The following is a 22,336-nucleotide window of genomic DNA, read 5'->3' as shown; positions in this document are numbered from 1 at the left end:
AACTATTATAGAGTGTTCGAGGTAAATAGCAGCAAAATACTGGTCTAATCAGAGATAAAGCACAGCCTATTTAAGTCTGTTGCTTAAATAGGCTGTTGGAAGAGGAGGGGATTTACTGGTAATTACGTACTTTACGTAGGTGATCTGCAAAGTCTTCTGCATTCATAAAGCCAGTTACGCGCAGTTCGGGGATTTCATTTCCTTGTTCGTCGAAGAACAGCATGCTTGGTAAGCCGAATACGGTGAAGAACTCCATGATCTCAAAGGTGGTGTCATTACTTTCAGTTAAGTCGAGCTTTAATAACTCAAAGTGTTGGAACTCAGCCTGCACTTGCGCCTCTGGGAAGGTGTACTTCTCAAACTCTTTACAGGCCACACACCAATCAGCGTATAAGTCGACTACGGCAATCTTGCCTTGTTGATTGGCTTTGGCGACCTCGCTGTGCAGTCCCTCCAGTCCTTCGATCAGACGGAATTTTTTCTCCTCCATCACACCGGCAGCAACACTAACCTGTGGTTGAGGTGCTGGGAAAAGCACAGATTTTGCCATAAAGAAGGCACTAACAAATAAGGTCATCGACAGCGCCCATAAGAAGGTTTTGCCTTTGCCTTGTGATTGCGCACTTTGCCAATAATGTAGATATAGCGCTGTGGCAATGGCTAGTACTGAAGCCAGCATCACAATAATGTCAAAGTCTAAGATGCGTTCGAGTAAAATCAGTGGCACAAACAACATTAAGAAACCGAACAGCGTTTTCACCTGCTCCATCCAGCCGCCTGCTTTGGGGAGCAACTTGCCGCCTGAGGTGCCCAATAATAGTAGTGGTAGGCCCATACCTAAGCTCAGCGCATATAAAGTCAAGCCGCCAACAAGGTAGTCACCACTTTGCGCAACATATAATAGTGCAGCAGACAGCGGCGCTGTGGTGCATGGGCTGGCAATCAAGCCCGATAATACACCCATCATAAAGACGCCGGTATAATTGCCGCCTTTTTGCTGGTTACTGATCTCTGTTAATTTGCTCATCATGCCGCTTGGCAGTTTTAGCTCAAACCAACCAAACATGGCAAAGGCTAAAATGACAAACAAAATACTGAAGCTAATCAGTACAGCAGGGTGTTGAATATAGCCTTGGACATGACCGCCAAAATAAGCCACAACGAGACCCAAAGCTGCATACGTGACCGCCATGCCTTGCACATACACAAATGACAGTGAAAATGCTTTTTTGGTAGACAGGTTCTGCTGACCAGCAATGAGGCTAGATAGGATCGGGAACATTGGGAATACACAAGGCGTGAATGCCAATAAAACACCGACTAAGAAAAATGCACCTAAATTGGTAACAAAGCTTTGCTGCGCCAATTTATCACTAAAAGACAGCTCACCGTCATCATTACTGTTAATTGTTTTTGGTGCCGGTTTAGTCGCTGTTTGTTGCGAGTTAGCGTCACTTTCAGCTTGCTTGGTAACTGTATTTGTTGCACCAGCCAGTGCTGTGAGTGGGATCTCAATGATCTCTGGTGGGTAGCACAGTCCAGCTTCTGCGCAGCCTTGATAGCGAATTTTAACTACTGCATCTTGGCCAATGTTGCTCAGCTTCGAGACCACGGAAAGTTCGTCAAAGTATACTTCGGTGCGGCCAAAAAACTCATCTTCAATCATTTTACCTGTGCTTAGTTCAGGTACTTTGATGTCAGCGCCCTTGGCAACAAACTCCAGCTTATGTTTGTAGATATAGTAGCCTGGGGCAATATCCCAGCCAGTGAATAACACAGAACCTTGCTGGTCAAAATCAAACTCAAAGGCTTGATCAACGGGTAAAAATGTTTGCTGTTTTGGTTCTAATAAGCTGTCTAAGACCGAATTATTGGCCACAGCTTGAAAGCTGCCTATAAATAGCAGCGTTATAAAAGAAAATAGGAGCGTCGTCAGTCGCATTAATTTAGTACCTCTTCCATCCAGTTAAAATATTGCTGCGAGCCATCAGTGATTTCAATCACTTGTACTTCAGGCACGTCGTAGCTGTGCTCAGCTTGGATCGCATCAATGACGTTACTAACCAGTGCGGATGTTGTTTTGACTAGTAGTTTAACTTCTTCATCTTGGGTGACTTTTCCCTGCCACACGTAGATTGACTCTATTTTGGGCAAGATGTTCACACAAGCGGCTAATTTATTTAAAACTAAATGCGCCGCAATGTGGCGGGCATTGTCTTGACTATCACAAGTCGTCATGACCATTCTATACGGGGTACTCATCGTGTTTTTGCCGACTAAGTTAGTGGTGCCCTTATAGTAACGAATGACAACTCGGATCCCAAGGTGTGCTCGTTGAGTTGCATTTATATACTCTGAACTTTCAAACTCGGTTTTGTTCTAACGAACAGTTTTGATACCAAACCGACTCTGGCAGTAAGTATCAGAGTGCAATTAGATGCTGACTGTAAGCTTGAAATTAGACCTGACAAGCCATACATCTATTTCAGTTTATTTGGAGAATCTATGTTTAAAGTTCTTTTTTTGTTATTTATTGTCGTGCCTATTGTTGAAATTGCGTTGCTTATTCAAGTCAGTGATGTGATTGGTGGATTTGCTACTATCGCGTTAGTGATTGCCACAGCAATTTTAGGTGCAAAATTGGTTAAGCAGCAGGGACTGGGTGCGTATTCTAACGTGCAACAACAAATGGCGTCGGGTAAGTTACCTGGGCAAGATCTATTTACAGGCCTATGTGTGATCATCGCGGGTGTGTTTTTGATGACGCCGGGGATTATGACAGATGCCATAGGTTTTATGCTATTAACCCCAGTTATTCGCGAAAAAATAGCTAAAACACTGATTGAACAAGCCAGTGTGAAAATGCAAAGCTCTGCGCAGAGCAGTATGTTTGGGCAAGATTTTGGCCAGTCTCAAGCGCATCAAAATGCACAGTCTCCTTTCGAAGAGCAGAAGTTTGACCCGTTTGAGCGCAAAGCGCCAAAGTCAGAATCACAGTCGTCTACCACCATTGAAGGTGAATATCAGAGAAAAGATTAAAATTTTTTAGTTTTTTCTCTTGGGTTTTAAATATCCACCCCCATCTAGAATTGCAAGTTACAAATTAATCCAGAGAGTCGCGTTAGCGCCGTTAGTTGGGCCGCGACTCACTCTGAGTAAACAGTTTATTCTGCCCTTGTTCAGAAAAGTTAGGAGAACTAAATCAATGAACATTCGTCCTTTACATGATCGCGTTATTGTTAAGCGTCTAGAAGAAGAAACTAAATCTGCTGGCGGTATCGTATTGACTGGCTCAGCAGCTGAAAAATCAACTCGCGGTGAAGTTGTTGCTGTAGGTAATGGCCGCGTTTTGGACAGTGGTGAAGTAAGAGCACTAGAAGTTAAAGCAGGTGACACAGTACTTTTCGGCTCATATGTTGAAAAGACTGAAAAGATCGAAGGTCAAGAGTACCTGATCATGCGTGAAGACAATATCCTAGGTATTGTTGGCTAAGCACTAGCTTGTAAGAAAAACAAAGTAGCTTTTAACGAAAAGAATTTAGAGGAATAAAAACATGGCAGCAAAAGAAGTTCGTTTTGCAGGTGACGCTCGCACTAAAATGCTTCAGGGCGTTAACGTATTAGCTGACGCAGTAAAGGTAACACTGGGTCCTAAAGGTCGTAACGTAGTACTTGATAAGTCATTCGGCGCACCAACTATCACTAAAGATGGTGTATCTGTAGCGAAAGAAATTGAACTTGAAGACAAGTTTGAGAACATGGGCGCACAGATGGTTAAAGAAGTTGCGTCAAAAGCGAATGATGCAGCTGGTGACGGTACAACTACTGCAACGGTTCTTGCGCAAGCAATCGTAAACGAAGGCCTTAAGTCTGTTGCAGCGGGCATGAACCCAATGGACCTTAAGCGCGGTATCGACAAAGCAGTTGCAGCAGCAGTTGAAGAGCTTAAAGCACTTTCTGCACCGTGTGCTGATACAAAAGCAATTGCACAGGTAGGTACTATCTCTGCAAACTCTGACAAAGAAATTGGTGACATCATTGCTGAAGCAATGGAAAAAGTAGGTCGTGAATCTGGTGTTATCACGGTTGAAGAAGGTCAGTCTTTAGAGAATGAACTAGACGTTGTAGAAGGTATGCAGTTTGACCGCGGTTACCTATCTCCATACTTCATCAACAATGCTGAAAAAGGCCAAGTTGAGCTAGACAACCCGCACATTCTACTTGTAGACAAAAAAGTATCTAACATCCGTGAACTACTTCCTACACTAGAAGGTGTTGCAAAGACAAGCAAGCCACTACTTATTATTGCTGAAGACCTTGAAGGTGAAGCACTGGCAACGCTAGTTGTGAACAACATGCGTGGCATCGTAAAAGTAGCTGCGGTTAAGGCACCTGGTTTCGGTGACCGTCGTAAGGCAATGCTACAAGACATCGCTATCCTAACGGGTGGTACTGTAATTTCTGAAGAAATCGGTCTAGAGCTTGAAAAAGCAACACTAGAAGATTTAGGTACAGCTAAGCGCGTTGTTATCACGAAAGACGACACAACTATCATCGATGGTGTTGGTGAGCAAGCTGCTATCGACGGCCGCGTTTCACAAATCAAAGCACAAATCGAAGAAGCAACGTCTGACTACGACAAAGAAAAACTACAAGAGCGCATGGCTAAACTAGCTGGCGGTGTTGCAGTAATCAAAGTTGGCGCAGCAACTGAAGTTGAAATGAAAGAGAAGAAAGACCGCGTTGAAGATGCACTACACGCAACTCGTGCAGCGGTTGAAGAAGGTGTGGTACCAGGTGGTGGTGTTGCACTAGTTCGCGTTGCTAGCAAGATCGCTGGCCTTGAAGGCGACAACGAAGATCAGAACCACGGTGTTAACGTTGCACTACGTGCGATGGAAGCGCCACTTCGTCAAATCGTTTCAAACGCAGGTGACGAAGCGTCAGTTGTTGTTAACGCTGTAAAAGCTGGCGAAGGTAACTACGGTTACAACGCGGCAAACGGTCAGTACGACGACATGATCGAAATGGGTATCCTTGACCCAACTAAAGTAACGCGTTCTGCACTACAGTTCGCAGCGTCAGTAGCGGGTCTGATGATCACAACTGAAGCTATGGTTGCTGAAATTCCAAAGGATGAAGCAGCTGCTGCACCAGATATGGGCGGCATGGGCGGTATGGGCGGCATGGGCGGCATGATGTAATCAGCCCCAAGCTCATAAGCTAATACGAAAAACCCAAGCAATTGCTTGGGTTTTTTTGACCACAAATACGCTTTGAATATCAATATGTGTGATTTTCAAGCATTGGTAAGTTATTCGAGATGCCTGTCAATTGGAGCATTATTCGGTTATGCAGGCTGAATTAGAAAGGTGGGGCACTGGTTTGCAGTAAATATGGTGTCATTCTAGTTTTTGATTTTTTACATAATGAGACAAAGTTGCTTGGGTTTGTTGGAAGGTGTTTATCTAACAATCTTAGGCTGTCCTCTATGAAGATGCTACAGCCTAAGTTTTTAAGGTCTGAAAATTTTATTAAACAGCTTGTTGCCTTTCGAGCCGTTCAGTGTCAATTTTAGATACGACAAGCAATGATAAAACAACCCCACAAATTATAGCTCTTAACGGGTATATAAAAATTTCATAGTTATCATAAACCAGGGTCAAGTCTTGAAAAATATTTGTAATATTTTTACTAATACCAAGCTGTTCTAAGTGCCGTAGTAAATTCTCTATGAGCGCGAGCCAAAGTACTAATGTAATAATGCGATATAATCCAGCTAGAATACCTTCTGCATGAGTCATGTGGACTTCATTAAACTTTTCACTATTAGTGAATGTTAATAACTTCCTTGATAAATATGTTCTTAGAATTAAAATTTTTATTGCTACATAGCAAATTAATATTTGTATACCAAATATAAAAGAGCCCCAATATATAGTGGGAATGTCTTTTTGATGAGAGGTGAGTAATATAATGCAGTATTCCAGCAATGCTGTTATAAGCACTATGCTACAAATATGAACCACATTGATGTTGTTTCTTTTGATAAGCATAACAACAGCTGTTAAGCTGAGTATTGATAGTACATAAGCGTCTGCATCGGCATATTGTATAGCGGTGAATGCGATCGCAGCAACGGTAATAACTAATAAGTTAAACGCGTTCATTTCATCACCCTCAATCAGTGGTTATCGAGTGAGAAAGAGGGATTCTAGCAATTTGTGGTTTTGTAGGCTTAGCTGTTCCAGTGCCACCTGAAATAAACATTGACTGCTTCTGAGTTAACTTCTTTAGGTTGCGTTTTTTAAGAGTTGGCTTATTATTCATTTTCAGTTCCCTTTATACGTCTCTTCGCGATTAAAATACCCTTTGATTGTACGCTGAATTTACAATCTGTTAGTTGTTTAAAAATAGACGTAAAATCAATTTTACATACCTTACTCCAGACGACAAAGTATTCCAAAGGTATTTTACTGACTTCTTTTTCGTAGTTGAGGTAAGTGTCTCTAGAAATACCAACTAAATCGGCCATTTGTTTTTGTGTTTTACCTGCAAGAAGACGCATATTTTTTAAATCGTCTCCAGTTATCATATGTGGCCTGTCCCTCACAGTCACGATTCCTTATTCCTGTTTTAAGTTAGAGTGCACCTAATTTTCATTGTTGTATTACTGTATTGTTTTTGTAAATTTATTGCAATTTATAATTGCTAGGTTCATATAGGTGTAGATACTATTAATCTATATCTTCTCAAATTATCAAAATCTTGGGTAAATCACTTTATTTAATTTATCTGAGATGAGTACTCCACATTGGTAGTAAACGCAATTGGACATTTTTTGGTATAACAATCGATGGTTTTGATAGACGATTACCAAAGAAACAGGGTGGAATATCCATCATATTGTGAAAAGGGTAAAAGGCGGTTCGATGAGCTAAGTGACTTAGTGCTGTTGCATCCCAATTGTCATAGGTAATTGTATTACGGACATTGAATTATAATGGCTTTTCAGTAGAGGTAAGGTTGTATCGTTATGTTGGGGTCCCGAGATTACTTCAGGGGAGCACTGTAATGAGGAAACCGATTCGGGGTAAAGCTGTCGTTGCTCTCTATTCAGGCGATTATCTTTTCGTTGAAGAAAATTTGGCTCAGTATCGGAGGATCTTCAATCCTACTCTTTGTTGTTGAAAAGACAAAATGGGAAATGTTGGTCAGTTTATTCAGTTAGGTTAGCAGGTCTGTACTCAGGTACTGACTTTTAAAGGCTTGAGCCGTATGCGGGGAAATTCGCAAGTACGGTTTTTAGGGGGGAGGCGGCATGGGCGGCATGATGTGATCAGCCCCAAGCTCATAAGCTAATACGAAAAACCCAAGCAATTGCTTGGGTTTTTTGTTTTCGAAAAGCGACTAAACTATTGAGAAAGTGTCAATTCTGCGAGCTCTTTTTTAGCATTTATACGCATTGATATTAACGCCGCATCACCGCGAACATCGGTAAGGTAATCGAGGGTCTTTGGCAGCTGGGTAAGTTCTTCAAATTGCTCGTTAGCAAGGTTATAACGCCAAAACTGAAATTGCTCATTGATCCCATATAAGGTGTTATTTTTAAATACAAAGCGCTTATCACTGCCTTGAGTGATAAGCGCATCGATTAAAGTGTCTTCGATACCGCCGGTGTGCCAAAACCTGTCGAGCTGATCGGTATAAATAATCTGTCTTGTGTTAGCGTATTGTGCCCAATTGACCGGGGTTTCTTGGAGTGTAATAAAGGTTAACTCTTGTAAATTAAGCTCTGCAAATTTAATTAGTCCTGCCACACGGATATTGGCCAGTGCTGTTTGTTGTTCACTATCCCAAGCAAAAAGCTGTTCAATTGGCACTGGAAAGGAAAAATGCTGACTGCTGTCATCTAAAGACAGTTGGTATAGCTCTTTCGCTGAATTGGCCATAATACTTTTGCCATCTTTAGCCCAAATTAACCCCTCAATATAGCTGTCCATAGCAAAATTCGATAGCTGTTGGCTGCTTTGTCCATCACTTATCCAAACCTGATCTATGCCAGAGCGCTGTGAACGAAAAGCTAATTTACTCCCATTTGGCTGGAACACCGCACTGCCTTCTGATGAAATTGAGCGCTCGATAATATCTAATTTTGCCTGATGGATAGTTTTGTCTGGCTGTTCAGTGAAAGTATCAGACTGAGTGAATGAAAACGAGGCGATATCTCGATCATAAAAGCCTTTAATCACTAATATGCGGTCGCCGTTAGGGTGAAAACTTGGCGACCCCATTGGTTCGTCTAAAGGCAAGCTGACGTTTTCAATCTGCCCATCATAGGAGAGTGTGAATAGCTGCCGTCCCGTACTGAATACTAATTTTTCATCAAGTGGTGAGAAACTAGGGTAAATAAATCGGTACTGTGCGATTTCTTTTGGGTACTGAATGGCAATTTTTGAACGTAGCTCTCCTTCAGGGGAAACAAGTACTAGGTGGTACTCGTTATTAGTATTTAACGTTGTCAAAGCGATAAGGTTTTCAGCTCTAGAATAAGCATATGAGATGACGTTATCTTCCTCTGAGCCGTATATTATTTGACTTTCTTTGCTATCGATTGAGTAACGGATCAATTCCCATCTTGTATTGTGCTGTTGTAATAACGCTAGAGCGCCATTGGTCAGCCAGTTAGGTGCACGCAGCCGAGAGTTTTTACACTCCATGAGGGTTGTGGGTTGTTGGGGGGATATCAGGGATTTGGCAAAGTCTAAGCTCATTAGCTGGTAACATCGTTTTTGTGTTATGGGCTGCCGACAATCTTGCTCTTGTACAAAGTATAGGGTGTTGCCATCTTCAGAGAAGGTATGTGTACCGTTTGACTTGAGCTGTTGTGTTAGCTGAAATTCAGCTTGAGTTTGTGTGTGTTTAGCCCATAGATTGTTGATACATAAGCGGTCTTCATAACGATGGAACACCACATAGTCACCATCGGGCGAATAGATCCCAGCGTTTTCTCTATTATCGGTTGCGGTGAGCGCGGTGAGCTTTTCAACATGAAACGTGTCGGGTTTTGGTTGGTTTAGCAGTGTCATTGCACCAAACGCGATTATGCCACCTAATATTGTGAATGAAACTGTAGGCCTAAAGGGGCGTTTCTTTTTAGTGGGCGTTACGGGCAATTCAGAGGCTATTGTTTGCTCGTGGCTGTGCGAAGGTAGTGTACTCTCAGTTACCGCAGTGCTCTTATCATCCCATCTGACCTTGACCTCTAAGCTGTATCCTTGCTTAGCGTGGGTTTTGATGAACACTTGTTCTTTGCCGTCATCACCAAATGCCTTTCTGAGCTGTGCGATGCTACGCTGTAGTGTATTTGGTGAGACGATAACATCTTGCCACACAGCATCAAGAAGCTTGTCTTGACTCAATACTTTGCCTTGGTACTGGGCTAAGACGCTCAGCACAGCAAGTGCTTTAGGAGCAAGTGTTTGGGTGTGTTGTTGATAGGTGATCTGATTTCTGGATACATCTATATAAAAGTCGCCTACCCAATACTGTTGTTGCATAGCCCTTCCTACTGTTCGTTGGCAGTGAGTGTGATTATTTTAGTACGTATAAAATAAGGTTAACATACGTATTAGATTGCGAAATATCAAATTATAACCACCTGAATTATTTGCTATTTTATTTTTCATTGCAAAGTCAATGTGACGTCAGCAAAACATCAAGCCCCTCATTCTGAATGCGCTAACCTGTTTTCCTAGTCAACCAATAACATGTAGGCGAGTAAGCAATAAATTAGTTGTTTAGCCTAGTTTGTCGCATCTAAATAACGAGGAAGAATGATGAAAAAATTTGTACAGACATTGATATGTATGATGCTGCCGTTGTGGAGTTTGCAAGCAATGGAGTTTGAGGCGTATGCCATGCCAAGAACGCAAGTGGTACCAATCACCAATTCAGTGAATGGTGGACAATATGAACTATTGGTCAAGTTGCCTGAGGACTATGGCAAAGACTCAAAACATCGTTACCCTGTGGTGTATTTCACTGATGCAGTATGGCAACTCGATTTGTTGTCTGCAGCAACGACATTTTTAATGGATGATGTGATCTTAGTGGGGATTTCTTGGCAAAAAGACATGCCTAAGGTTGACGGTCAGACTACAGCCCCTTATGCCAGCCGGTTTCGAGACTATACAGTGACTCCATCAACGGATAAGGCTCGTCAAGCCAAGTATCACTTTGGTCAAGCGGAAAAACATTTAGCTTTCATTCGCGAGGACGTCATCAAGCGGGTTGATTCGCTGTATAGAACCAAACCAGATCAACGTGCTTATTTTGGCTATTCATTAGGTGGGCAATTTGGACTGTATGCTTTGGTCACACAGCCAGATACATTTAATCACTACATCTTAGGTAGTCCTGCTTTAGGTGGCAGCGTGGAGTATTTAAGTGAATTATTGAGTAAGCAGAAACAACTTAACGCCAATGTGTTTATCTCTTATGGCGACCAAGAAGCAAGCCTACAAATACATGTTGATCGATTGCTTGCTAAATTAAATACCCACTCGCAGAGCAAGTTGTTTTTAACCCATGAAGTCATGGAGGGGGACCACTCACAAGCGGTACCCATGACGGTTGCGCGTGGCGTGTCATGGTTGTCGAATCTATAAATAACTGTTTTTGGATAGAGAGCACTGAAGTATATGGGGAAAAACATGGCATTATTTTGCATTAAATGGATTAAAAAAAAGCAGATCCTATTGATTTATATATCTGTTCTGAGCGTCGTAAGTGTGTCGGCAATTGCGAGCATACCCGTAGCGCCAAAGGTGACAGCCGCAGAGAGTAAGTTAGCGCATTCGGAGCTAGCTAATCTCGAAGTACCTTATATCGATTTTACGCCAGAAACGTTAAGCGATGGCATTCGAGTTGGCAATTTTGATCATGTAAAAGCGGATAAGGCCATGCTGAATAAATTGGCCATGGAGGTGAGCACTCAAAAGCTCGGAAAGTATGATAGTTTGCTGCTCGTAAAAGGAGATACACTTATTTTTGAGTCGTATTATTTACGTGGGCGAATTGATAACCCCCATCCTCAAGCCTCTGTTACTAAAGCTATACTGAGTTTAGCTCTGGGCCGCGCTATTGCTCTTGGTCATTTAACAATGGCGGACTTGGATAAGCCCATTGTATCGTTTTTCAATGACTTGAATTCTGAGGCGTTTTCTCCAGGTGCTCAGAGCATTACCTTGCATCAAGCTTTAACAATGCAATCAGGGTTACGCATTAAACACGAATTATATGCGGCGTTACGCACAAAGTTGGGGCAAAAAAGCACTCAAGCTCAGTTGCAAGCACTGTTGTCATCTTCATTACCAATTGAACCCTCAAAGCAAAATTTTAATTACCAAAGCGAAGATCCTGCGTTTGTAATGCTTGTGCTCAATAAGCTGGTGCCCAGTGGCGCAAAAGCATTTATCGAACAGGAGCTGTTTAATAAATTAGGGGTTTTTAATTATCAATGGCGAGACGAGGTTGGCGGTCTGCCTATTGGGGCATATGGCTCAGCGTTAACATCGAGGGATATGGTTAAGCTAGGTTTGTTAGTTAAGTCTGGCGGACAGTGGCAGGGGGAGCAATTGATCCCCAAAAAGTATTTGGCTAAAGCAACCAACAAAATAGTGACACTTAATGGAAGCGACATCTTCTTTACAGGAGATAAAGTGAAGATGCCAAGTTATGGCTATTACTGGTGGCAAGCCGAAATGCAGATCGGTGATAAGCGCTATCTGACTCGCTCTGCACAGGGTGGTGGAGGGCAATATATTGTTTTGATAGATGAATTAGATTTAATGATAGTAACAACTGGCCACGAAGAAGACGAGCAGACCATGAAATTGATTGCGACACACCTTTTAGCTGTATTTCAATCAGAAAATGGTTAGAAGAAATGCATTGTTTTTTAAATGGTTTTTTGTCTAATTTATTATTGTTAAAGATTTTTTATTATAAGGCCTATTTGATTGTGGATTTTTAAATGGGGGCTTTTAAATTGGGTATTATAAAAAATAGGAATAAACAATTAATATTAAAATAAAAGCAACAAAGCTTAAGTCGTTAACTAAAAACCATAACTCAATTGGTAAAGGTATGACCCCTCATATAGCTGGCGGTAGCAGTCGCCTTGGTGGTGGTAGTTATGAGCCAACGCAGCCTACTATTTGTGAAATGGCTCTATGTCACACAGCACCAGAGCTAAGTATGGCATGTAATATTACAGATACTTCACTTTATTAAAAAATTATTAGTGAGCAACTTGTTTGCTCACTGGTTATATCTTTTATAGCTCGGTACTCTCTGGGCTGTAATATTTTTACTTCTATTGCTGTATAATCTTAAATGTCGTTATTATCTTTTTTATAAATTCCCCTTAATTAAATCCTGCTCTTAATTTTTATGTTTTGTCTTTTTGCTATTTAATGAATGTTTTTTTGAAGTTGAGCTCTTCTTTGGTTATTTCTATTAAGCGTAAAGTGTTTTTGGTTTCTAATGCTTCTGTTTTTACATGTTGATTGTGTTTTCAATTTTGAAATTTGTTTTGTTTCTTTTTCTATTTTTTTATTCGTAAGTGCATGTGCTTAATGTTAATTTTTTTTCCCATTTTATTTCTTGTTTTTTAGCTGTTGATTTTTGGTTTTTTTCTGGATACGTTAATTTTGGTCCTATAAAAGGAATGAGAATATATAAATCAGAAATAACAAAATTGAAGTCGTTAACTAAAAATAGTCGTTCAATAGGGTAAAAAGTGACGCCAACGATTGCTGGCGGCTGAAGCTATGTTATTTACAGGCGATTGCCTGACACAGCTGCAAGACGGCACTAACCAATATCAATTTTGTGTCATTACAGGCACAGGCTTTACTGTACTTGCGATGACAGTAAAGCAGCTATATAAATTTTTACTGAGAAGAAGGAGTAACACTATGAATATGAAGCTAAAAAAAACCAAGCTAAAATCACTTACCAAAAGTAGTAGCTCAATTGCTGATAATATGACGCCAAATATAGCTGGCGGTAGTAGCTATGTAACGGATAGATGCTTACCAAACACAATGGATTGCCACAATGACTCTACGGACTGTCACACTTTTCCTGAAAATGGACAAATGTGTGTGATTACAGGAACAGCTTAAACTACAGACACGATACGCGATTAAGCTTGTAGGTATAAAACACGAGATGTTGCTATTGTGACTTCAATCTTGTTGGCAGTAGCGTTGTATTTGCTGCTGCCATCTATAGTGTTTTCGCCTTAGTTTTTTTACTTGAGTTATTCTTCTTTTTCTAGTCTTAACGTTTTCATTTCTTACATCTGGCTCAGTCAATTATTTTTAGTTACATTTAATTGTAATAAAAAGAATTTTTTAATAATTATAAATGCTTTAAGTCTTTATTTTAAATGGTGTTTTTTGTTGGTTTTCTTGTTGATATGGTTTTTCTTTTTTGTTAGTTTGTATTTGCAATTAATTGCATAATTTTAAAAGGAATAAAAATGAATATAACGCTTAAAAAATCAAAACTAAAATCGTTGACGAAAAATAGCCAATCAATTGCTCGAGATGTGACTCCAAAAGTCGGTGGTGCTGGCTTTTATGATTACGATACTTTTGGCTGCAACACCGCAAGACGTACTGTAGACAGATGTGTTATCACAGGCACAGATCACCAAACAGGAAGTCAAACTTGCTAATTTAGTCATATTGCAGTTTGATTGGGCAACATATGAATTATGTTGCCTTCTAGATTAGACGAAAACCTATTATTATCCGCCTGTTTTTAATTGTTTTATTTTATTTTTCCAGACTCTATCTGCACTCTTTTTCAATATCTTTACCTTTCTACTCACCATAAAGTAAATGCTCAAACTTGATATGACAATTCGAGAGACAAAACTTGCAAGCTGGTTGTTTCTTTACTAATCGTTAAAGAAGTCATGCAGTTTAGGCAACAACGCCTATTGACAGTCATCCAATAATAAAAACCCCTTCAAGATTAAAATTATAAGGGATCGGAGACGTCACATGAATCTTGCGAATTTAAAGCTGTTCCATATCTTTGTCCCATTACTGGCAAGCTTCAGTGCAGCAGCCAGCGATTACAACATGCGTCAAGGGGTGACGGATGTCAGTAATGAGGTTTACCAGCTACATATGACGATCTTTCTGATCTGTTGTGTAATTGGTGTTATCGTATTTTCAGTGATGTTTTGGGCGCTAATACATCACCGTAAGTCCAAAGGCGCTAAGCCTGCCCAATTTCATGAAAGCACCAAAGTGGAGATTATATGGACTGCCATTCCTTTTGTGATTTTGGTCGTTATGGCTATTCCTGCCACGAAAACTTTGATTGCAATGGAAGACACAAGTAAATCAGATTTGACCATTAAGGTAACAGGATCTCAGTGGAAGTGGCATTACGAATATATGGGCCATGATGTGGACTTTTTCTCCGTTCTATCTACACCTAAAGATCAAATTGCTAATTTGCAAGAAAAAGACGAGCACTATTTACTCGAAGTTGATAAACCTTTGGTTATCCCAACCGATCGAAAAGTGCGGTTTTTACTGACATCAGATGATGTGATCCACTCTTGGTGGGTGCCTGACTTTGCCGTGAAAAAAGATGCTAATCCAGGTTTCATTAACGAAGCTTGGACCCGAGTGAATGAAGCAGGAATTTATCGAGGACAATGTGCTGAGCTTTGCGGTAAAGACCATGGCTTTATGCCTGTTGTAGTAGAAGCTCGCTCTCCCGATGATTTCGATTTATGGCTTGCAGATGCAAAGCAAGCTAAAGCTAAAGCAGAACAAGCTGAAGCAGCTTCAGTTGGCGCTACGCTTTCTAAAGATGAGTTGATGGCGACAGGAGAAAAAGTATACATGGCATACTGTGCTGCTTGCCATCAGCCTACAGGGCTAGGCTTACCGGGCGTTTTCCCTGCAATGAAGGGCAGTCCTGTCGTAAATGGTGAGCTCAAAGCGCATATTGATATCTTGGTTAATGGCCGTCCCGGTACTGCAATGCAAGCATTTGGAAAGCAGTTAACGCTGACTGAAATTGCAGGTGTGATCACATACAAGCGAAATAGCTGGGGAAATGATACCCAAGAGGTAGTACAGCCTGGGCAAATACAGGCCTTCATTGATGAGACTAAGGAGAAAGAGTAATGTCGACTACCGCGCAAGAGCAAGCTGCATCGCATGATCATCATGGGGCACCTTCGGGTATAAAACGATGGCTTTTTACTACTAACCACAAAGATATCGGGTCATTGTATTTACTGTTTTCTCTGTTGATGTTTCTTACCGGTGGCGCGATGGCCATGGTTATCCGTGCTGAGCTATTTCAGCCGGGAATGCAGCTTGTCGACCCCCATTTTTTCAATCAAATGACAACCGTCCATGGATTAGTCATGGTGTTTGGTGCTGTCATGCCCGCCTTTACCGGCCTTGCCAACTGGATGATCCCCATGATGATTGGAGCACCAGATATGGCATTGCCAAGAATGAATAACTGGAGTTTTTGGATCTTACCTTTTGCATTTGCGATCTTGCTGGCATCCCTGTTCATGGAAGGAGGCGGTCCTGCGTTTGGTTGGACATTCTATGCACCTTTGTCGACCACATATAGTAACGATAACACAGCGCTATTTGTTTTCGCCGTTCATATTATGGGGGTCAGCTCTATTATGGGCGCAATCAACGTGATCGTAACCATAGTGAATATGAGAGCGCCTGGCATGACATGGATGAAACTTCCGTTATTTGTTTGGACTTGGTTAATTACTGCTTTTTTACTTATCGCGGTGATGCCCGTTTTGGCAGGTGCTGTGACCATGGTGTTGACCGATAAATATTTTGGAACCAGCTTTTTTGATGCTGCGGGTGGTGGAGATCCCGTTATGTTTCAACATATTTTTTGGTTCTTTGGACACCCTGAAGTGTACATTATGATACTGCCTGCATTTGGCATTATCTCCACCATAGTGCCGACATTTTCACGCAAGAAGCTGTTTGGTTACGCTTCTATGGTCTACGCCACCTCGTCGATTGCTTTATTGTCTTTTGTCGTCTGGGCGCATCATATGTTTACTACGGGTATGCCATTAGCGGGCGAATTGTTTTTCATGTATGCGACTATGCTCATTTCTGTACCAACAGGGGTAAAAGTCTTTAATTGGGTTGCAACGATGTGGCGAGGTTCGATAAGTTTTGAGATCCCCATGATGTTTGCCATCGCTTTTATTGTCCTGTTCACACTAGGTGGGTTTTCTGGGCTGATGTTGGCGATAACGCCAGCAGATTTTCAGTATCATGATACCTATTTTGTAGTGGCACACTTCCATTATGTATTAGTTACAGGGGCAGTATTTTCTATCATGGCAGCCGCTTATTACTGGTTACCAAAATGGACAGGTAATATGTACAGTGAAACTCTGGCACAGTGGCATTTTTGGTTATCACTGGTGAGCGTCAATGTATTGTTTTTTCCTATGCATTTTGTCGGCTTAGCGGGTATGCCAAGGCGTATTCCTGACTACGCCCTGCAGTTTGCTGATTTTAACGCGATTATTAGTGTGGGTGGATTTGCGTTTGGATTATCCCAATTACTTTTTGTAGCTGTTGTGTTTAAGTGTGTCGCTGGCGGAAAGCCTGCCGAAGACAAAGTATGGGATGGTGCTGAAGGGCTGGAGTGGCAAGTGGCATCACCTGCACCATACCACACCTTCTCAACACCGCCAAAGGTGGACTAATGCATACGGCACTGATACAAAAATTGGTTCTGACTGTGCTGGGCATGTTTGCTTTTGCATTTGCGTTAGTACCTTTATACGACGTTTTTTGTGACATAACTGGACTAAATGGGAAAGTCGACCTCGTTGTGGCTGAGCAAAGTACAAGTGTCGATGATTCAAGACAAGTAGAGGTTAGTTTTACAACGCATGCTAAAAGTAGTGCCCCTTTTCAAGTGAAAGCCCAGCAGTACTCTGTAAGCGTTCAGCCGGGTAAGCTATCAGAAGTCCGCTTTGTTGCGCAAAACTTGAGTGATACCGCTCGGGTTATGCAAGCCATTCCTTCGGTGTCTCCGGGGCAAGCTGCTAAATATTTGCATAAGTTAGCCTGCTTTTGCTTTGACCAACAGCCATTAGCCGCAAATCAGTCAATGGAGTTTATATTGCGGTTTTACGTTGACACTGAATTACCTGATGATGTGCAGGAATTAACCCTTTCTTACACTTTATACGACATTACTGAGAGTGAAACTGCATACAGTGGCGAGCAGACACAAAGCCAGTTTGTTTCACAGTATTACTTAATACAATCGACCCCAGTAAGAGGACCTCAAAATGGATAAGAGTTACCAACCCTACTATGTACCGGAACAAAGTCCTTGGCCAATAGTTGGCGCTGTTGCGATGTTTTTTATTGCTGTGGGAGCCGGGTTAACTGTGATGCAACTAGGTAAAGAAGCCAGCTCAGGTGTTTGGACATTGTTTGCGGGTATAGTCGTTTTAATAGGTATGATAGTCGGTTGGTTTCGTCACGTTATTGATGAATCTATGAGTGGGCTTTACTCCGCGCAAATGGACAGATCATTTCGCCAAGGTATGGGGTGGTTTATATTTTCTGAAGTCATGTTCTTTGCTGCATTCTTTGGTGCCTTGTTTTATGTTCGCATGTTTGCAGTCCCTTGGTTAGGTGGCAGTAGTAATAATATGATGACTAATGAGGTGCTGTGGCCAGAGTTTGAGGCCCTATGGCCGCTTTTGATGACGCCAGATGGAACCGCAACTCAAGCGATGCCTTGGCAAGGTTTACCTTTGATAAACACCATTATTTTGCTTACCTCTTCCGTTACCTTGCACTTCGCCCATACAGCGATTGAGCAAAATGAACGGCTGAAATTAAAAGTGTTCTTGGGCGTGACCATCGCATTAGGTTTTGTTTTTTTAGGCTTGCAAGTTGAAGAGTACATACATGCATACACTGAGTTGGGCTTGAAACTCGACTCTGGCATTTATGGCAACACCTTTTTTATGCTCACTGGTTTTCATGGTATGCATGTCACGCTTGGTGCATTGATGTTGTTTGTGGTGTGGCTGAGGGTCCTAAAGGGACACTTGGACTCTAATCAACATTTTGCGTTTCAGGCAGCTGCTTGGTATTGGCATTTTGTTGATGTTGTGTGGCTATGTTTGTTTGTGTTTGTGTATGTGATTTAGAGTTCGGCTTAGGATTAAAGTTAAATAGCCCAGCCTGGCTGGAAAGTGTAATGCAAAGTACGACTATCAGAGAAAATATGACTCTTTTCCCTAATATTTTAGACATGTTTTTCGATTTTTCAGCTCCTTTGAGCATCACAAATAAGGCATAAAAAAGCTGGTAAAGAATAACTAAAAGAAGTGCTGTGATAATCCATTTTATAAGCATAAGGGAGTACGCCTTTACGTGTTTAATAAAAAGACTAGTACAGTTGTGCTCATTTTTGCAGTGACTATCGTGATGTCTGTTTGCTTCAGACTATCCTATTGGCAATGGCAGCGAGCAGGCGACAAGCAAGCACAGCTCTCTATGTTGACTGAGCGCTTTGATAATCATGCGCTTGGAGAGGTCGAAAGCACTGATAACTGGCAGGGGGCAAACATAGACTTAAAAGGAAAGCTGGTGCCAAATCAATGGTGGTTTTTGGACAATCAAATTCTGCATGGTCAAGTGGGCTATGACTTGATCGCTTTGTTTGAAGCTGACAATACCGACACTCTTTTTGTTATTAACCTTGGCTTTGTGCCAGCTCGAGACAGTCGAAGCCAGTTACCAGTAATAGCTTTGCCGCTTAATCAAATTGAAGTCAATGTGCAGTTCAAAATAGGTGTCTGGTCTGGGTTTACTTTAGCCAAGTCCCCTGATCAAAGTGCATATCATCATAACGTTTTACAGTATTTGGATCGGGCGTATTTTGAACGGGAATCAAAGTTGCCGATTTCATCGCAGTTATTGATTGCCAAGCAAGGTGTTATTCAAGGTGTAACACCGCACTATAAAGCAGTGGTAATGAGCCCTGATAAACATCGTGCCTATGCATTGCAATGGCTATTGATTGGTTTATCTGCAGGTGTGATTGCTTATTTTGCCACCAGAAAAAAGTCTAGGGATTTAAGAACATGAATAAAACACTTGGGTTGTTTATTGGTTGCTTTATTTTGCCTGTGATCATGGCAATAACCGTACTTAAATTAGATTTTAAGCCAAGTTCAACGACGAACAATGGCAGATTTTTAAAGCAAGATATTTGGCTACCTGTTATGCCTGAAGGCAAGCTATGGAGTATTGTTTTAAATGTGCCCAAAGGATGTTTGACCGCGTGCGATGTACAAAAGAGTAATGTGGAAAACTTAGATGTTGCATTGGGTAAGCACCGTAGCAAAGTCGCTATCGTGCTTGTTGGAGACGCTGAGCAGCCAGTCGATCAAACTATACAAGAAAAACTCGTGCCCGCCGCTTTTTATCTGGTCGATAAACATGGCCTAGTGATTTTGGAATACCCTTATGAGTCTGATCCTGAAGCAAATAGATTGGTTCTTAAAGGGCTATTGAAGGACATGAAAAAACTCTTAAATTATGCTCGTTCTCAGTAAAAGGAGGCGCTATGTCTACTGTACTTCAACGAACTATCACGTTTGCGTGTATGCTGGCCATTTGTGTGGTTGTACTCGGTGCATATACTAGGTTGAGCAATGCGGGACTTGGTTGCCCAGACTGGCCGGGGTGTTATGGTTTTTTGACCGTGCCAAATGAAGTTCATGAAATTACTGCAGCGCAGCTAAAGTTTCCAACTAGTCAAATTGAGCCTCGCAAAGCTTGGATTGAAATGATCCATCGGTACTTTGCGGGTAGCTTAGCCTTGGTTATTTTATTATTGTTTGCCGTTATTATTCGATCTAGGGCGCAACATGCGCCAAAGGTCTTGGCGAGTGCTCTGGTACTTATGATAGGCGTTCAGGCCTTACTTGGTATGTGGACAGTTACTATGAACTTGCAGCCATTTGTGGTGATGGGGCATTTACTGGGAGGTTTTACTGTTTTATCCCTTCTTACTTTGTTGTATCTGCGAGCGGCACCACCATCCGTTGAATATGAAGCTCAGGCATCTATTTGTTTAAAGGTGGGCATAGTTTGTACCGGTATTCTGGTTCTACAAATCGCGCTTGGCGGTTGGCTTGCTGCAAATTATGCTGCACCCCATTGCACGGGGTTACCGCTTTGCTCTAATAGTGAGCTTTTCTCTTGGTCAAGCTTATTGGAGTTGCCAAAGCCGTCAAGCACCTATGAATATGGCGTACTACCTTTTGAAACGCGTGTATCGATTCATTTGATGCATCGTATATGGGCAAGTGTAACGTTGTTGGCATTGGTCGCTATGGCGGTCTTTGTTCATTTTAGAATATCTCAGCCGATTATTCGAAAAGCAGCCAATCAAGTGGCTATATTGGTGCTACTGCAGGTTGCTATTGGGGGGATAATTGTTTATTTCAAATTCCCAATTTTACTGACGCTATTCCATAATTTAATGGCTGCTCTATTGTTGTTGGCACTTGTCAGAGCCTGCTTTTTACTCTCTCGAGCGAGGCAGATATGGGTATGAATGTAGAGTTAGCAAAATATACACATGCATTCGATGGCATATCAAAATATATTCAACCCTACCTGAATATATGTAAGCCTAAAGTTGTATTAATGCTGGTGCTTACTGCGTGGGTTGGCATTATATTAGCCCCTGAATCTGGCCGCAGTATATGGCTACAGCTAGCTGCTTTATTGGGGATTGGCTTAGTGTCGGCCTCGGCGGCAGCCATCAATCATATTTTAGACCGAGCAAAAGACAAACATATGGTACGAACTCGGCATCGACCCATGGTGCAGGAGCAGCTGAGTGTGCAGCAAGCTTATATATTTGCTTTTGTGATTGGGATTTTAGGTAGTGTGCTGCTATTGGCATACAGCAATTTGTTGTGTGCTTTTTTAACTGTATTGGCGCTGTTTGGCTACGCAGTTGTTTATACGGTTTTCTTAAAACGCTCCACCCCCCAAAATATAGTGATTGGCGGTTTAGCGGGGGCAATGCCGCCACTGCTTGGTTGGGTAAGTGAGACAAGCGCGATGAGCGCAGAACCTTGGCTATTGGTGATGATCATTTTTACTTGGACACCGCCCCATTTTTGGGCGCTGGCTATTGCTAGAAAGCAAGATTATGAACGCGCTAATGTACCTATGCTACCAGTGACGCATGGTGTTCACTTTACAAAATTGTGCATGCTTATTTATACCATTTTATTATCTTTGGTGTGTATATTGCCGTATTTAATTAATATGTCTGGAATATTTTATCTTGCTATCTCGTGCTTTTTAAACGCACGTTTTTTGCAAAAAGTGACATTTTTGTATTTTGAATCAAAGTCGGAGTCGGCGATGCAAGTTTTTCGTTTTTCAATAAGTTATTTATTGCTACTCTTCAGTGCATTGTTTATTGATAAGTTACTGTTCTGATGCGTTTACTTTTATTGGTCTTATTATCATTTGCAATATTGTCATGCTCGCAGCCCAAACAGGTTTCTGAATTGACGGTGGTATATCCGAGTCCCAAATTACTAAAGCCTTTTGAGTTGAAAGATCAAAGTAATCAGATTGTGACAAATGAGCACCTAATAGGACAGTGGAATTTATTGTTTTTGGGTTACACCAGTTGTCCGGATATCTGCCCTATGACTCTGGCAAAGCTCACCCATATTAACAATAAAATCAGCGAGTTTGAAAATACTCAGGTGTGGTTTGTCTCAGTTGATCCACATCGAGATACGCCTACACAACGTAAAGATTATATTGAGTATTTTGATAAAAGCTTCTTAGCCGTGACGCATAATCATCAACACTTATTTCCTTTTGTTAGAGATATCGGTTTAATTTATGCCATAAATGACTCGCAAGAAACGGAGTATTATGTAGACCACAGTGCATCTATTGCTTTGATAAACCCCAACGGAGAGTTGACCGCAATCTTCAAACCTGAATTCAAAAAGGGTCATGTACCGACGGTTAATGTTGAGTATATTATTGCGGACTTTAAAATTATTTCCAATGCTAGTAAAGCGCGTCTTTAGTAGTGTGTACTTGTTTCTAAGTTAATAATATTTTTATTTCTTTTGCCTAAATTTTGGCAATTTTATCATCAACGTCTAATCTAATCTTATCTATAACTTTTACAGGGAATGTGCCAAGCA

Annotated in this window: 23 protein-coding genes; 17 read left to right on the top strand and 6 right to left on the bottom strand. The window is 41.4% G+C overall.

Annotated elements, in window-relative coordinates; all coding sequences use genetic code 11:
- Positions 1–112 precede the first annotated feature (112 nt).
- Together QNM16_RS17510 and cutA are read right to left on the bottom strand one after the other, a co-directional pair.
- Complete coding sequence (locus QNM16_RS17510; RefSeq protein ID WP_284021695.1) at positions 113–1,942, bottom strand: protein-disulfide reductase DsbD; 1,830 nt, start codon at positions 1,940–1,942, stop codon at positions 113–115.
- Positions 1,942–2,262 (bottom strand): divalent-cation tolerance protein CutA, encoded by a 321-nt coding sequence (gene cutA / locus QNM16_RS17505; RefSeq protein ID WP_063361264.1) that lies wholly within the window; start codon positions 2,260–2,262, stop codon positions 1,942–1,944. Before cutA ends, QNM16_RS17510 begins: the two co-directional genes overlap by 1 nt.
- A 243-nt stretch (positions 2,263–2,505) precedes the next feature.
- Here cutA and QNM16_RS17500 point away from each other — a divergent pair, with 243 nt between their 5' ends.
- From QNM16_RS17500 to groL, 3 genes are all read left to right on the top strand, one after another.
- A complete protein-coding gene (locus tag QNM16_RS17500) occupies positions 2,506–3,039 on the top strand; it encodes an FxsA family protein (RefSeq protein WP_284021694.1) in 534 nt (177 codons plus the stop codon).
- Positions 3,040–3,205: 166 nt separating this feature from the next.
- Positions 3,206–3,493: a co-chaperone GroES gene (locus QNM16_RS17495; protein WP_023400700.1), complete on the top strand. Its 288-nt coding sequence runs from the start codon at positions 3,206–3,208 to the stop codon at positions 3,491–3,493.
- A 61-nt stretch (positions 3,494–3,554) separates the two neighbouring features.
- On the top strand, positions 3,555–5,204 hold the full coding sequence (groL, locus tag QNM16_RS17490) for a chaperonin GroEL (RefSeq protein ID WP_063366411.1): 1,650 nt from the start codon (positions 3,555–3,557) through the stop codon (positions 5,202–5,204).
- A 330-nt stretch (positions 5,205–5,534) separates the two neighbouring features.
- Here the strand turns inward: groL and QNM16_RS17485 are convergent, their stop codons facing one another.
- The 3 genes from QNM16_RS17485 to QNM16_RS17475 all read right to left on the bottom strand — a co-directional run bounded on the left by QNM16_RS17485 (position 5,535) and on the right by QNM16_RS17475 (position 9,560).
- Positions 5,535–6,170 carry a hypothetical protein gene (locus QNM16_RS17485; RefSeq protein ID WP_211036687.1) on the bottom strand — a complete coding sequence of 212 codons (636 nt, stop codon included), beginning with the start codon at positions 6,168–6,170 and terminating at the stop codon, positions 5,535–5,537.
- A gap of 152 nt (positions 6,171–6,322) precedes the next feature.
- Positions 6,323–6,595, bottom strand: coding sequence for a helix-turn-helix domain-containing protein (locus QNM16_RS17480; protein ID WP_211036686.1), 273 nt, complete (start codon positions 6,593–6,595; stop codon positions 6,323–6,325).
- An 820-nt stretch (positions 6,596–7,415) separates the two neighbouring features.
- Positions 7,416–9,560 (bottom strand): winged helix-turn-helix domain-containing protein, encoded by a 2,145-nt coding sequence (locus tag QNM16_RS17475; protein WP_284021693.1) that lies wholly within the window; start codon positions 9,558–9,560, stop codon positions 7,416–7,418.
- A gap of 276 nt (positions 9,561–9,836) precedes the next feature.
- Between QNM16_RS17475 and QNM16_RS17470 the strand changes: the two genes are divergently transcribed.
- The 9 genes from QNM16_RS17470 to QNM16_RS17430 all read left to right on the top strand — a co-directional run bounded on the left by QNM16_RS17470 (position 9,837) and on the right by QNM16_RS17430 (position 18,283).
- Positions 9,837–10,670, top strand: coding sequence for an alpha/beta hydrolase (locus QNM16_RS17470; protein WP_284021692.1), 834 nt, complete (start codon positions 9,837–9,839; stop codon positions 10,668–10,670).
- A 45-nt stretch (positions 10,671–10,715) separates the two neighbouring features.
- On the top strand, positions 10,716–11,945 hold the full coding sequence (locus QNM16_RS17465; RefSeq protein ID WP_284021691.1) for a serine hydrolase domain-containing protein: 1,230 nt from the start codon (positions 10,716–10,718) through the stop codon (positions 11,943–11,945).
- A gap of 205 nt (positions 11,946–12,150) precedes the next feature.
- Positions 12,151–12,297 carry a hypothetical protein gene (locus tag QNM16_RS17460; RefSeq protein ID WP_284021690.1) on the top strand — a complete coding sequence of 49 codons (147 nt, stop codon included), beginning with the start codon at positions 12,151–12,153 and terminating at the stop codon, positions 12,295–12,297.
- Positions 12,298–12,983: 686 nt separating this feature from the next.
- Positions 12,984–13,193, top strand: coding sequence for a hypothetical protein (locus tag QNM16_RS17455; RefSeq protein ID WP_284021689.1), 210 nt, complete (start codon positions 12,984–12,986; stop codon positions 13,191–13,193).
- 359 nt (positions 13,194–13,552) lie between these two features.
- Positions 13,553–13,750, top strand: a complete 198-nt coding sequence (locus QNM16_RS17450; protein WP_284021688.1) for a hypothetical protein — start codon at positions 13,553–13,555, stop codon at positions 13,748–13,750.
- A gap of 331 nt (positions 13,751–14,081) precedes the next feature.
- Complete coding sequence (gene coxB, locus QNM16_RS17445; RefSeq protein ID WP_284021687.1) at positions 14,082–15,227, top strand: cytochrome c oxidase subunit II; 1,146 nt, start codon at positions 14,082–14,084, stop codon at positions 15,225–15,227.
- Complete coding sequence (gene ctaD, locus QNM16_RS17440) at positions 15,227–16,813, top strand: cytochrome c oxidase subunit I (RefSeq protein ID WP_284021686.1); 1,587 nt, start codon at positions 15,227–15,229, stop codon at positions 16,811–16,813. Before coxB ends, ctaD begins: the two co-directional genes overlap by 1 nt.
- A complete protein-coding gene (locus QNM16_RS17435; RefSeq protein WP_284021685.1) occupies positions 16,813–17,415 on the top strand; it encodes a cytochrome c oxidase assembly protein in 603 nt (200 codons plus the stop codon). Before ctaD ends, QNM16_RS17435 begins: the two co-directional genes overlap by 1 nt.
- Positions 17,408–18,283: a cytochrome c oxidase subunit 3 gene (locus tag QNM16_RS17430; RefSeq protein WP_284021684.1), complete on the top strand. Its 876-nt coding sequence runs from the start codon at positions 17,408–17,410 to the stop codon at positions 18,281–18,283. The genes QNM16_RS17435 and QNM16_RS17430 overlap by 8 nt, the downstream gene beginning before the upstream one ends.
- On the opposite strand, the gene QNM16_RS17425 is transcribed toward QNM16_RS17430, so the two are convergent.
- On the bottom strand, positions 18,189–18,491 hold the full coding sequence (locus tag QNM16_RS17425) for a DUF2909 domain-containing protein (protein WP_284021683.1): 303 nt from the start codon (positions 18,489–18,491) through the stop codon (positions 18,189–18,191). The genes QNM16_RS17430 and QNM16_RS17425 overlap by 95 nt on opposite strands.
- A gap of 18 nt (positions 18,492–18,509) precedes the next feature.
- Here QNM16_RS17425 and QNM16_RS17420 point away from each other — a divergent pair, with 18 nt between their 5' ends.
- From QNM16_RS17420 to QNM16_RS17400, 5 genes are read left to right on the top strand one after another with little or no spacing between them, the layout of a single operon-like run.
- Positions 18,510–19,226, top strand: a complete 717-nt coding sequence (locus QNM16_RS17420) for an SURF1 family protein (protein ID WP_284021682.1) — start codon at positions 18,510–18,512, stop codon at positions 19,224–19,226.
- On the top strand, positions 19,223–19,696 hold the full coding sequence (locus QNM16_RS17415) for a transmembrane cytochrome oxidase associated protein (RefSeq protein WP_284021681.1): 474 nt from the start codon (positions 19,223–19,225) through the stop codon (positions 19,694–19,696). The genes QNM16_RS17420 and QNM16_RS17415 overlap by 4 nt, the downstream gene beginning before the upstream one ends.
- Before the next feature lie 11 nt (positions 19,697–19,707).
- Positions 19,708–20,703 carry a COX15/CtaA family protein gene (locus tag QNM16_RS17410; protein ID WP_284021680.1) on the top strand — a complete coding sequence of 332 codons (996 nt, stop codon included), beginning with the start codon at positions 19,708–19,710 and terminating at the stop codon, positions 20,701–20,703.
- Positions 20,700–21,605, top strand: a complete 906-nt coding sequence (gene cyoE, locus QNM16_RS17405) for a heme o synthase (protein WP_284021810.1) — start codon at positions 20,700–20,702, stop codon at positions 21,603–21,605. The genes QNM16_RS17410 and cyoE overlap by 4 nt, the downstream gene beginning before the upstream one ends.
- Positions 21,605–22,216: an SCO family protein gene (locus tag QNM16_RS17400; RefSeq protein WP_284021679.1), complete on the top strand. Its 612-nt coding sequence runs from the start codon at positions 21,605–21,607 to the stop codon at positions 22,214–22,216. Before cyoE ends, QNM16_RS17400 begins: the two co-directional genes overlap by 1 nt.
- Positions 22,217–22,336 lie beyond the last annotated feature (120 nt).

The sequence above is a fragment of the Pseudoalteromonas umbrosa genome, assembly GCF_030125375.1.
GTDB classification, from domain to species: Bacteria; Pseudomonadota; Gammaproteobacteria; order Enterobacterales; family Alteromonadaceae; genus Pseudoalteromonas; species Pseudoalteromonas umbrosa.
This window is presented reverse-complemented; position numbering and strand designations above follow the sequence as displayed.

Excerpts from the sequence above, each read along its gene's own strand:
- QNM16_RS17495 (WP_023400700.1), top strand. The coding sequence starts at position 3,206 with ATGAACATTCGTCCTTTACATGATCGCGTTATTGTTAAGCGTCTAGAA.
- QNM16_RS17435 (WP_284021685.1), top strand. The coding sequence starts at position 16,813 with ATGCATACGGCACTGATACAAAAATTGGTTCTGACTGTGCTGGGCATG.
- coxB (WP_284021687.1), top strand. The coding sequence starts at position 14,082 with ATGAATCTTGCGAATTTAAAGCTGTTCCATATCTTTGTCCCATTACTG.
- QNM16_RS17460 (WP_284021690.1), top strand. The coding sequence starts at position 12,151 with ATGACCCCTCATATAGCTGGCGGTAGCAGTCGCCTTGGTGGTGGTAGT.
- groL (WP_063366411.1), top strand. The coding sequence starts at position 3,555 with ATGGCAGCAAAAGAAGTTCGTTTTGCAGGTGACGCTCGCACTAAAATG.
- QNM16_RS17425 (WP_284021683.1), bottom strand. The coding sequence starts at position 18,491 with ATGCTTATAAAATGGATTATCACAGCACTTCTTTTAGTTATTCTTTAC.
- QNM16_RS17480 (WP_211036686.1), bottom strand. The coding sequence starts at position 6,595 with ATGATAACTGGAGACGATTTAAAAAATATGCGTCTTCTTGCAGGTAAA.
- QNM16_RS17485 (WP_211036687.1), bottom strand. The coding sequence starts at position 6,170 with ATGAACGCGTTTAACTTATTAGTTATTACCGTTGCTGCGATCGCATTC.
- QNM16_RS17465 (WP_284021691.1), top strand. The coding sequence starts at position 10,716 with ATGGCATTATTTTGCATTAAATGGATTAAAAAAAAGCAGATCCTATTG.
- QNM16_RS17450 (WP_284021688.1), top strand. The coding sequence starts at position 13,553 with ATGAATATAACGCTTAAAAAATCAAAACTAAAATCGTTGACGAAAAAT.
- QNM16_RS17415 (WP_284021681.1), top strand. The coding sequence starts at position 19,223 with ATGAATAAAACACTTGGGTTGTTTATTGGTTGCTTTATTTTGCCTGTG.
- cutA (WP_063361264.1), bottom strand. The coding sequence starts at position 2,262 with ATGAGTACCCCGTATAGAATGGTCATGACGACTTGTGATAGTCAAGAC.
- QNM16_RS17470 (WP_284021692.1), top strand. The coding sequence starts at position 9,837 with ATGATGAAAAAATTTGTACAGACATTGATATGTATGATGCTGCCGTTG.
- QNM16_RS17430 (WP_284021684.1), top strand. The coding sequence starts at position 17,408 with ATGGATAAGAGTTACCAACCCTACTATGTACCGGAACAAAGTCCTTGG.
- QNM16_RS17510 (WP_284021695.1), bottom strand. The coding sequence starts at position 1,942 with ATGCGACTGACGACGCTCCTATTTTCTTTTATAACGCTGCTATTTATA.
- cyoE (WP_284021810.1), top strand. The coding sequence starts at position 20,700 with ATGAATGTAGAGTTAGCAAAATATACACATGCATTCGATGGCATATCA.
- ctaD (WP_284021686.1), top strand. The coding sequence starts at position 15,227 with ATGTCGACTACCGCGCAAGAGCAAGCTGCATCGCATGATCATCATGGG.
- QNM16_RS17400 (WP_284021679.1), top strand. The coding sequence starts at position 21,605 with ATGCGTTTACTTTTATTGGTCTTATTATCATTTGCAATATTGTCATGC.
- QNM16_RS17455 (WP_284021689.1), top strand. The coding sequence starts at position 12,984 with ATGAATATGAAGCTAAAAAAAACCAAGCTAAAATCACTTACCAAAAGT.
- QNM16_RS17475 (WP_284021693.1), bottom strand. The coding sequence starts at position 9,560 with ATGCAACAACAGTATTGGGTAGGCGACTTTTATATAGATGTATCCAGA.
- QNM16_RS17410 (WP_284021680.1), top strand. The coding sequence starts at position 19,708 with ATGTCTACTGTACTTCAACGAACTATCACGTTTGCGTGTATGCTGGCC.
- QNM16_RS17500 (WP_284021694.1), top strand. The coding sequence starts at position 2,506 with ATGTTTAAAGTTCTTTTTTTGTTATTTATTGTCGTGCCTATTGTTGAA.